This is a genomic window from Serinibacter arcticus (assembly GCF_004786095.1).
Lineage (GTDB): Bacteria > Actinomycetota > Actinomycetes > Actinomycetales > Beutenbergiaceae > Litorihabitans > Litorihabitans arcticus.
This window is the reverse complement of record NZ_RHPJ01000001.1, coordinates 967267-979207: the sequence shown is the minus strand read 5'-3', so window position 1 is coordinate 979207 and position 11941 is coordinate 967267. Positions and strand designations below refer to the sequence as shown.

Sequence of the window (11941 nt, the reverse complement as noted above, 5' to 3'; positions counted from 1 at the left end):
CCACACAGGCGCACGGGCGATCCAGTGGATGTCAAACCGCGCGACAACGCTGGTTCTCTGATGGTCGAAATTTTGCAACGAGAATCTATGTTCTCCCTATGCGTCAGTGGGAATGCGGCGTTCCTTGCGCGGGGTGGCGCACGGCCCGTTTTATTTAGGAAATGCTCAGGAATTGCGCAGTGGGTCGGTTAGGACTGTTAGCGCCACCATATTTATGGGAGAACCCTGGGTGGGCCGCGAGCAGCGGAAACCCGGGGAAAGCCAGCGATGGCACCGATTCCACGGTCCTGAGGTCCGCATACCTCACGTCTCACGAAGTTTCCGCGCCTTGTTGAGGTAGGAATCGTCGCCTACTTTTCGAGCAGGTACCAGGTGCGTGGGAATTCGCTCCGACAACGACGTTCACGGCTTCACCGAAGCGCGTCCGCATCCTGTGCCTGAGACCCCGTTCTCGAGAGGACCTCCGATGCGTCGACCTGTCTTACCCGATCCCTTCTCCGGCCTCACGCGAGCGAGTCGACGGCGCACGCGCGCGGTCGCCGCGCTCGCGGCGGCCGCTGTGACGACGACGATGGTGCTGTCGGCGGTCCCCGCCGCCGCGATCCCCATCGCTGACGTCCCGGCCGACCCGACCACGTGGGCCTCCGCCCCCTACTCCCCCCTCACCCCGTCGGAGGTGGCTCCCGACAACGACGTCGCCCTGGAGTTCACCGGCACCGACGGTGGCCTCAACGGCGCCGGCGACATCCCCACCGGTTTCAGCATCGTGCAGCCGGCCTCGAGCAAGATCAACGCCACCGACGCGACGCAGCGCAGCGCGTACCTGCCCCAGAACCTCGGCGTCGCCGGCGGTCGCCTGAACCTGACGACGTCCAAGGGCATCGCGTTCGGCGTCTTCGGCACGTCGGGCAACGACACCACCAAGAACAAGCAGGACAACACCCTCGGCGTCCCGCTCGACACCGTCGGCAAGAAGGTCCGTCTCACGACCACCTTCGCCATGCCCGACGCCGCCACCAGCTCGGCCCAGGGGGGCCTGTGGTTCGGCCCGACCGACGACAACTACGTCAAGTTCGTCGTGGCCGCCCCGGACGCGACCGCTCGCCAGATCCAGCTCATCACCGAGGTCAACGGCGTCGCGAACACCGACGCCGGCAACACCACCACGCAGAAGCTCTTCAACACGACCAGGACCACCATCACGGGCACGACGCCGGTGACGCTGCAGCTCGACATCGACGGCACCGCCAACTCGGCCACGGGCTCCTACCAGATCGGCACGGGCGCGCCCGTCAACATCGGCACGATCCCCCTGCCGCGCAACTTCGTCGACGGCGCGCTCCTCACGGGCAACGTGAAGACGGCCGGCTCGACCGGGGTCGGCGGCATCTTCGGCACGAAGCGGAACATGGCCGAGACCGCCCCGATCGTCCTGCCGTTCGAGCGCTTCGCCGTGCAGCAGCTCGACACCACGCCGCCCGCCGCCGTCACCAACCTGACGGCCGCTGCGGCCACCGACAGCACCCCGCTCGCGTGGGTCGCCCCGGCGGACACCGACGTCGTCGGCTACCGCGTCTTCCGCTCGGCCACGACGCCGGTCGCCACGACGGGCAACGGCCTCGGAGGCGCGACGCCGCTGGTCGGCACCACGTTCACCGACAACGACACGTTCGTCGGCCAGGTCTGGAACTACGCTGTCGTCGCCGTCGACAGCTCGGGCAACGTCTCGCCCGCCGCGACGGTCGCCGGCACCACGCCCGCCCCCGAGGGCGAGCCGATCGCGAAGATCGACTTCACCACGGCCGCCGCAGCAGCGGCGACCGGCTACACGAAGGACTCCGGAGCTGCCTACACGGCAGCGGCCGAGTCGGGCTGGGTGACGGCGGACGACGCCACCCCGTTCGACTTCTCGATCAACACCCGCGTCCGCACCGCCGACGCCGGTCAGCCGAGCGACTCCCGCCTGCTGTCGATCATCCACATGGCGTACGGCGAGGCGACCCCTCCCGGCACGACCGGTGTGAACGGTGAGCGCGGGACCTACGTCCACGACGTCCCGAACGGCACGTACGCCGTCGTCGCGGCCGTCGGGGACAGCTCCCAGGGCAACTACAACAGCACGCACACCATCAAGGTCGAGGGCCAGAGCGTCATCACCGACTTCAAGCCGTCCGCGACCTCCGGGCCGCAGTTCGAGCAGGGCGTCGCGACCGTCGAGGTCACCGACGGTCAGCTGACCGTCGAGGCCGGCGGCATCAACACGAAGCTGTCGTTCCTCGAGGTCTACCTCGTCGCCGACGCCGTCGAGGCGCCCACCGCCCCGCAGGGCGTCACCGCCACGCTCGGCGCCGACAAGACCTCGGCCACGCTCGCGTGGTCCGCCGTCGACGGCGCCGAGGAGTACGTGGTCTTCCGATCAGGCACCTCTCCCGTCGCCACCACCGGCCAGCCCCTGGTCGCCGGGCTCACGTCGCCCACCTTCACCGACACCGGCCTGAGCGCCGGCAGCACCTACCACTACGTCGTCGTCGCCAAGAACGTCGGCGGAGCCTCCCCGGCCTCGGCCGAGGCCACGCTCCAGGTCCCCGCGGCGCCGGTCGCCCCGGGTGCCCCGACCGACCTGGCCGCCGCGCTCGGCGCCAACAACGCCTCGGTCAGCCTCACGTGGGCCACCGCGCCCGACGTCACGTGGAACGTGTTCCGTTCCACCACCTCCCCGGTCGCGGTCACCGGTGCCCCGCTGAACGCCACGCCGCTGACGGCCTCGGCCTTCTCCGACACCGGTGTCGCCGCGGGCACGACCTACCACTACGCGGTCGTCGCGGTCGGGAGCACCGGGCTCGTCTCCGGCGCCTCGAACGAGGCCTCCGCCGTCGTCCCGGCCGCCCCGGTCGCCCCCGCGGCGCCCGTGCTGTCCGGCACGCTCTCCGGGTCCTCCGCCGCCCTCACGTGGGCCGGCGTCCAGGGTGCGACGACGTACGACCTGTACCGCTCGACGTCACTCGTCGTCTCCACCACGGGCCTCCCGCTCGCGTCCGGCCTGACCGGCACGAGCTACACCGACGCCACCGTGGCCGCCGGCACCACCTACCGGTACGCGCTCGTCGCGGCCGGCACGACCGGTCGCTCGGTCGCCTCGAACACCGTCTCCGTCACGGTGCCCGGCGGCGGTCCGGAGGTGTGTGCGACGACCAGCTGGTCGGTGCAGTACTTCGCTGGTCGCGCCCTCGCCGGCGTGCCGATCGCGCAGGACTGCGTCACCGCCATCGACCAGGGACACGTCTCCGGCGTTGCTCTGGGCAACGGCGTCCCCGCCGCCGAGTACTCGGCGCGCTTCACCAGCACCGTGGACCGCGGCGCCGGCACGTACACCTTCACGGCCGTGCACGACGACGGCATGCGTCTGTACGTCGACGGCTCGCTCGTCATCAACGCCTGGGTGGCATCGAACGGTCGGGAGCTGAAGACCGCATCGGTGGACCTCGCTGCCGGCCCTCACCAGGTCGTCGTCGAGTACTACCAGGGCAAGTCTGCGGCGCGACTCAAGGTCGACATGACGTACGTGGCCGGCCAGCCGCCTGCCACCTGCGCCCCCACCAAGTGGACCACCGAGTACTTCTCCGGCCGCAATCTCGCCGGTGTCGCCATCGCCGAGGACTGCCTTTCGGCCATTGATCAGGGTCACGTCTCGGGTGGCACGCTGGGCAACGGTGTGCCCACCTCCGAGTACTCCGCTCGATTCACGACCACGGTCGACCGCGGTGCCGGTACCTACACCTTCACGGCGCTTCACGACGACGGCATGCGTCTGTACGTGGACGGGTCCCTCGTGATCGACGCCTGGGTCGCATCGAACGGTCGGGAGCTGAAGACCGCGTCGGTGGACCTCGCTGCAGGCCCTCACCAGGTCGTCGTCGAGTACTACCAGGGCAAGTCCGCGGCGCGACTCAAGGTCGACATGACGTACGTGGCCGGCCAGCCGCCTGCCACCTGCGCTCCCACAAAGTGGACCGGCACGTACTTCGCGGGGCGAGCCTTCGCGGGCACCTCGATCGCGGAGACCTGCACCACGGCGCTCGACTTCGCGCACGCCTCTGGTGTCGCACCCGGCAACGGCATCCCCGCCGCCGAGTACTCGGCCCGCTTCACGCGGACCATCGACGAGGGCGCCGGCAGCTACACCTTCACCGCGCTCCACGACGACGGCATGCGCCTGCGTGTGGACGGCACTCTCGTGATCGACGCGTGGTTCGCCTCGAACGGCCGGGAGCCGCGCACGGCGACCGTGCAGCTCGGCAACGGACCGCACACGCTCGCGGTCGAGTACTACCAGGGCAAGTCGGCTGCGAAGCTGAAGCTCGACTGGGCTCGCCAGGGTGGCGACACCACGCCCCCCGCCGCTCCGACCGCGCTGACCGCCACGGCGGCCGACTCCTCGGTCGCCCTCGCGTGGGCCGCCAGCACCTCCACCGACACCGTCGGGTACCGCGTGTACCGGGCGACGTCGGCCGGGGCGCCGCTCGGCACCCCGCTCAACAGCGCGCTGCTCACCACGCGCACGTTCTCCGACACCACCGCCGTCGCCAACACCACGTACTTCTACGTGGTCACGGCCGTGGACGCCGCCGGCAACCAGTCGGCGAAGTCCAACGAGGTGCAGGGCGGCTGGACCTTCGTGCCCGACACGACGGCCCCGGACGCACCCGCCACGCTCACCCAGGTCCCCGGTGACACCTCCGTCACGCTGACCTGGGCGGCCAGCGCCTCCACCGACACCGTCGGCTACCGGGTCAAGCGCTCGCTCGAGCCCGGCGCTGCCGCCAATGGCATCGTCATCTCGGGCACGGGTCTCGTGGCCGGCACGACGTACGTCGACCGGACCGTCACCAACGGCACGACCTACTTCTACTCGGTCGTCGCCGTCGACGGAGCGGGCAACGTCTCGACCGGCTCCAACGAGGCGCTCTCCCGTCCCCGCGTCCCCAACACCACGAACATCAAGGTCGACTTCACGGCCGCCAACGCGGTGCCGGCCGGCGGCTACGTCGCGGACTGGGGCCAGGCCTACGGCGCGCGCAGCAGCGCGAACCAGGGCACCGGCCTGACCTACGGCTGGGTCGACGAGGAGGGCAAGGACCTCGCGCTCCTGACCAACGGACGCGACCGCAACCGTCCCGGCATCGACGAGCGTCTGGACTCGATGCTGCACATGCAGTACGGGGACGTCGACAACGGCAACGGCACCAACGGTGTCAAGACCGAGGGCACGTGGGAGCTCGCCGTTCCGGAGGGCCTCTACGAGGTCACCGTGGCGGTCGGCGACCAGATGGGCGCGACGACGTACGACTCCCAGCACACGGTCAACGTCGAGGGCGCGGTCGGCATCAACGCCTACCAGGCCACCGCCGCGGCCGAGTTCCGCACCACCACGGTCACCGTGGGCGTCTGGGACGGGCGTCTGACGCTCGACCCCAAGAGCGGCTTCAACACCAAGATCGCCTACGTCGATGTGAAGGCGATCGAGTACACGAGCCCGCACATCTGGACCGTGTTCCCGGAGAACCGGTCGCTCGACGCCGACACCAACGGCGGCGTCGCCGCCACCATCAAGGTGCCGTACGCCGGCTTCGGCGTCGACGACGCCACGATGCCCGGCAACGTCCAGTTGTTCCGCGTCTCCGACGGCTCCGCCGTCGCGGGCTCGGTCAACACCTCCGGCGGCAACGACACGATCAACTTCGCGCCGGCCGAGCCCCTTGCCCCGCGCACCGCGTACCGGTTCACGGTGAGCAACGGCGTCAAGGACCGCCTCGGCAACGCCTGGGTGCCCTTCGAGTCCGTGTTCACCACGGGTGCCGGCGTCGTCGACCCGGGCAGCAGCGAGTTCAAGCCCCTCACGAACATCGCGTTCGAGAAGGTCGAGCTGCCCATCGGTGACGGCAAGTACTGGGCGTCGTTCGTCTTCGGTCCCGACGGCAAGCTGTACGGCTCGACCATCGGTCAGGGTCTGTTCCGCTTCACCGTCAACACCGACGGCACGCTCACGAACATGGAGAACCTCGGCTACGCCGGGATCGCCATGATCGGTCTCCTGTTCGACCAGAGCTCGACGGCGGGCGACCTGAAGCTGTGGGTCACCAACACCTCGCCGAACGTCTCCAACGAGCAGAACCAGTGGGCCAGCGGCATCAGCCAGCTGACCGGTGCCAACCTGCAGAACCGCAAGCAGGTCTTCACCGAGATGCCCCGGTCACAGTCCGACCACCTGACCAACTCGATGATCTACGGCCCGGGCGGCGACATCTACGTCCTCCAGGGCTCCAACCAGGCCGGCGGTGACCTCGACGGCACGTGGGGCCAGCGCGGCGAGCAGCTGCTCACCGCGGCGCTGCTCCACTTCGACCCCGACCACGCCCGCGTCCGCGCGGCCGTGACCGACGCCGAGGGTGACAACCCGCTCTCGGTCAAGACGGCGCAGGGTGGGACCTACGACCCCTACGCCACGGACGCCCCGCTCAAGATCTACGCGACCGGCATTCGCAACGCCTACGACCTCGTCTACCACTCCAACGGCCACATCTACGTGCCGACGAACGGTACGGCGGCCGGCGGCAACACCCCCGGCGTCACCTACAACGCCGCGACGAACACCTACACGCGTCAGGCCGCGGCCGGTATCCCCGGGTTCGCCTCGGTCAACGGTCAGGACGTCACGGCGGCCTGCCGGGCGCGCGACGCCAGGGACGCGACGTACACGCCGCGCTCGGTGCCGCCCACGTCCAACGTGCCCACCCAGCGCGACCACCTCTACGACGTCGTCGAGGGCGGCTACTACGGCCACCCGAACCCGACGCGCTGCGAGTGGGTCCTGCACGAGGGCAACGACCCGGCCAACCCCCCGAAGTGGGGCGGTGGCGCCGCCGGCAACCAGACCAAGTACCTGCCGACGGTCCTGCCCGAGTCGAACTACAAGGGCGTCGCGTACGACTTCGAGTTCAACAAGTCCCCGAACGGCGCGCTCGAGTACCAGAGCTCCACGTTCGGCGGTCAGCTCGCGAAGGCCCTCGTCGTCGTCCGCTTCTCCAACAACAACGACCTGATCTTCATGCAGGTCGACCCCGCCACCGGCAAGGTGCTCGGCGCGCAGACGGAGGTCGGTCTGACCGGCGTCCCGAACACGACGATGCAGGGCGTCGGCGGCTTCAACGACCCGCTGGAGGTCGTCGAGGACACGCGTAACGGCAACCTCTACATCAACCAGTACGACCGCGCCGGCTCGGCCCAGAAGCTGTACCTGCTGCGGGTCCCGGCCAGCCAGCAGGCGGCGACGGTCAAGGTCTCCAAGGACGAGCTCGTCCTCTCGGCGGCCAAGTCGAACGCCGGCAACGCCAGCGCCGCTCAGAAGACCGACGTCGAGTCGTTCACGATCACGAACTCCTCGACCGAGTCCGTTGCGCTGACGGGGTCGATCACGGGCACGAACGCGGCGGAGTTCACCGTCGTCGGTTCCCTCCCGACCACCCTCGCGGCCGGCGCCTCGGCCACGGTCCAGGTCCGGTTCACCCCCGGCACCACCATCGGTGAGCGCTCCGCGCGACTGACCCTGGTGGGCGGCAAGACCACGATCAACCTCGGTCTCTACGGCCTGTCGACCAACGGCATCGAGGGTGGCAACGAGCCGCCCCTGAACTCCGTGCTCGGCACGCTGGGCTACGAGATCAACATCGGCTGGACGAACCTCGAGGTCGGGATGAACCCGGCCGCGATCGGCGAGGAGGTGCTCGAGCCGCTGTTCGTCCGCTCCGGCACCGGCCCCGTCTCGTGGAAGCCGCTGGCGCACTACGCGCCGCCGGAGAACATCCCGTTCGGCTGGTACACGGGCGACGGCACGGCCGCCGACCGCCGCCAGCTCGGCGCGATCAACGGCACGAACACCGTCGGTGGCGGCTACCAGTCGCTCCTGCCCCCGGTCACCGCGGGCAGCACCATGAGCTTCGACCCCGGGGCGAACGAGTTCGGCTTCTACTACTTCTCCGGCGTCTTCAACCGCTACGGGTTCACGGAGGACCGGCTGAACACGCCGGCCGCCAACGCCCACCGCGCGCGGATCTACCCGGCGAAGAACCGCAGCGGCGTGCTCATCGCCAACACCTACGTCGTCGCGTTCGAGGACGCCTCGAACGGTGACTACCAGGACTACCTGTTCGTCGTCTCCGGCATCAAGCCGAAGACGGACACCGGTTCGGGCGGTTCGGCGATCAAGGTCGACTTCACGACGGCGGCCGGCGGTCTCGTGGCCGGCTACCTGCGGGACTTCGGTCAGGCCTTCGGGCCGAAGACGGGCTCCGACCAGGGCACCGGTCTCACCTATGGCTGGAAGGGTCAGACGACCGAGGACGACCTGGACATCTCGGTCGGCGGCACCACGCCCGGCAACGGACGTGACCGCAACTCCGCCCAGGCGGACGCGCGACTCGACAGCTTCATGCACATGCAGCCGACGAACGTCGCCGGCACCTTCAACGGCACGAACGTCAACGCCTACTGGGAGCTCCAGGTGCCCAACGGCACCTACGAGGTCACGGTCGGCGTGGGTGACCCCACCGTCGGCACCGACACCGAGTCGCACCTGATCCGGGCCGAGGGCACGACGATCCTGACGGCGTTCACGCCGTCCGGTGCGGCGGGCTCCAACACCCGCCACAAGGTCTCCACGGGCACGGTGACCGTCACCGACGGCCACCTGACCATCGACCCGGTCGGCGGCGTCAACACCAAGATCGGCTTCGTCGACGTGGTTCCGGTCGGCGTGGTCGACCCGGGCGGCGACGACCCGTCCGACGGTGCGCAGGTCAAGATGACGTTCCAGCCCACCGGCACCCCGGTGCCCCAGGGCTGGACGGCGGAGACCGGCGGCGCGTTCGCCGTCGACCGCGGCTACGGCTGGCTGAACGAGGCCACCTCGCAGCCGATCGCCCGGCCCGACGCCACGCGCTACCGCACGGCGCCCACCGGGGGCATCGCGTTCCCGACCGCCGCGCAGCAGCAGGGCTTCGCCTTCCTCGACAACGCCACGCAGCCGACCTACACCAACGGCTTCTGGGAGTACGCGGTGCCGAACGGCACCTACGAGGTCGCGGTCTCGGTCGGTGACGCGAACTTCCTGGACTCCACGCACGGCGTCCGCGTCGAGGGACAGCCGGTCATCACCTCGTTCGTCCCGACCGCCACGACGCCCCAGCAGATCGGGGTGCGCACGGTGACGGTCACGGACGGACGGGTCACGATCCGCAACGGCGGCACCAACACCAAGCTGAACTGGGTCTCGATCAAGGGTGAGGGCCTCGCGCCCACCACGCCGACGACGTCTCTCAGCTACAGCTTCCGTCCCACCGGCGCCCCGGTGCCGGCGGGCTGGACGGCCGACACCGGCGCCGCGTACAACGCGACGTCCGGCTCCGGCTGGCTGGTGGCGGGGACGCCCACCGACCGCTCCGCGATGACGCGTCTGCGCACCGCGGCCGCGGCGGGCATCACCTACCCGACCAACGACCAGCCGCGTCAGGGCCTGATCCTGATGCAGGCGACGACGACGAGCGGTGAGCCGATCTCCGGCGGCACCGTGGGCACGTGGGAGCGCGCGCTGGCCAACGGCACCTACACCGTGGAGGTCTCGGTCGGCGACGCCGGCTTCACCGACTCGGTGCACGGCGTCTCGGCCGAGGGCGTCGCCCTCGTGACCAACTACACCCCGACCGGCGCTGCACCGTTCGGCACCGGGTCGGCCACCGTCCAGGTGACCGACGGACGGCTCACGCTGACGCCGACCGGCGTCAACACCAAGCTGAACTGGGTCCGGATCTCCGGCACCGCGCTCACCGCCCCGAGCATCACCGCACGGGTCAACGGCACCGCGGTCGCGGGCACCTACAACGGCGGGGCGGCCACGGTCGACCTGTCGGCGTCGGTGGCCTCGGACGCCACGCTCGCCTCGTTGAGCTACACGCTCGACGGCGGCGCGGCGACGCCCTACACGGCACCGTTCACGGTCGCCGCGGTCGGCACGCACCAGGTCGTGGTCACGGCCACGGACTCCGCGGGCCGCACCTCCACCCGCACGCTCACCCTCGAGGTCCTCAACATCGGGGGCACGGTCAAGCTGACCAACGGGCAGGTCGTCCGTCAGGGCGACGGCACGCCGATCCCCGGTCTGTACGAGGACGTCCTGGTGATGCACCGGGTCAACAGCCTGGGCACCGCCGAGACGCACCAGTCGCTCAAGTTCAACGACACCGTGACGCTCACCGTAGGCAACACGGGGACCAAGGACCTGCGCATCACGTCGCTGGACCTCGGTGGCGCCACCGGTCAGTTCGAGATCGTCGGCGCGCCGACGCTCCCGCTCCTGATCGCCCCGGGCGCCTCCGTCCCGCTGACCGTCAAGTTCGTGGCCACGAACGGCGGGCGAGGTGTGCGCACCGGCACGCTGACCATGGCCACGAGCGACCCGGCTGCGGCCAACCGCGTGGTCCAGCTGCGCGGCGGCTACATGACGGCGCCCGAGGGTGGCAGCGAGCTGTCGCTGGAGCACATCTTCCAGCTCTACGGCTCGACGACCACGTCCGGTGTCCCGGCCTCGGCCACGAGCATCGGCAACGGGTCGGAGATCCCAGGTGCACCGCTGAACGGCGACGAGGTCCGGTCCTTCCAGTGGAAGCGTCTGGACAACACCAAGCCGGTCCAGGCGGTCCAGCTCGCCGCGTTCCACGGCTGCTGCGGCCAGACGGAGAACTTCAACATCAACGGAGCCTCCGCCACGCACGCAGGGCCCTACGGCCAGGCGATCTACCCGCTGAAGAGCGACGGCACCAAGACCGCGATCTCGACCAACCCGACGGGCAACTTCGGGATCACGGTGGCGGGTCAGTCGACCACGCAGACGCAGTGGATGGCCGTCAAGATGTGGCCCGTCAAGGACGCCGCAGGCAAGGTGGTTCCGGGTTCCTGGTTCGCCGGGCACGACTACATCAACTCGCCCGCGCAGTGCGGGACCGGGCCGACGAACTGCGACTTCCAAGACAACGTCTACCTCGTCACGAACGTCCTCCCGGTCGCGTCCTCGGACACGACCGCGCCGACGGCGCCCGCGGCACCCACGGGGGTCGCGAACGCCACCGGCGTCGACCTGACCTGGGCGGCGTCCACCGACGCCGACCTGATCGGGTACCGCATCGAGCGCGGCACCTCGGCCACCGGGCCGTGGACCAACCTCGGTGGTGCGCTCCTGACGGGCACGACGTTCCGTGACAACGGAGCGGCTGCCGCAGCGACCACGCACTACCGCGTGGTGGCCGTGGACGCGTCGGGCAACGCGACCGCCTCGGCGGTCGCGGCGATCAACACCGGCGCGATCGTCGCGGCGCCCATCCGGATCAACGCCGGTGGCCCGGCGCTGACCCTGGGTGGGGTGACGTGGCAGGCGGACGCCTTCTTCTCCGGAGGCAAGACGTACGCCAACAACGCCATCACGGACATCCTCGGCACGACGAACGATGCGCTCTACCGCACCGAGCGTTCGGCGACGACGGGTCCGGGCACCTTCTCCTACAACGTGCCGGTCAGCTCGTCCGGCACGTACGAGGTCAAGCTGCACTTCGCCGAGATCTACCACGGTGCGACCGGCGGGGGAGCGGGTGGCACGGGCAAGCGCGTGTTCTCCGTCAACCTCGAGGGCGGACCCGTGGAGATCGCCAACCTGGACATCAACGCCCGGGTGGCACCGATGACGGCCCTGATCACGACGAACACCATCGCGGTGACCGACGGCACGCTGAACATGACGTTCACGTCCACCGTCGACCAGCCGAAGGTGTCGGCGATCGAGATCGTCAAGGTGCCGTAGCGTCCCACGTGGCGCAGGCTGAGGGCGGGCGGTTGACTC

At 69.8% G+C, this 11941-nt stretch carries 1 protein-coding gene; it reads left to right on the top strand.

Annotation, left to right across the window (positions count from 1 at the left end; all coding sequences use genetic code 11):
* Positions 1–466 precede the first annotated feature (466 nt).
* The gene (locus SERN_RS04500; RefSeq protein ID WP_135848857.1) at positions 467–11902 is read left to right on the top strand and encodes a PA14 domain-containing protein; all 11436 of its coding nucleotides are present in this window, start codon (positions 467–469) and stop codon (positions 11900–11902) included.
* Positions 11903–11941: the final 39 nt, after the last annotated feature.

Bases quoted from the DNA above. Each gene is read 5' to 3' on its own strand.
- SERN_RS04500 (WP_135848857.1), top strand. From the start codon at position 467: ATGCGTCGACCTGTCTTACCCGATCCCTTCTCCGGCCTCACGCGAGCG.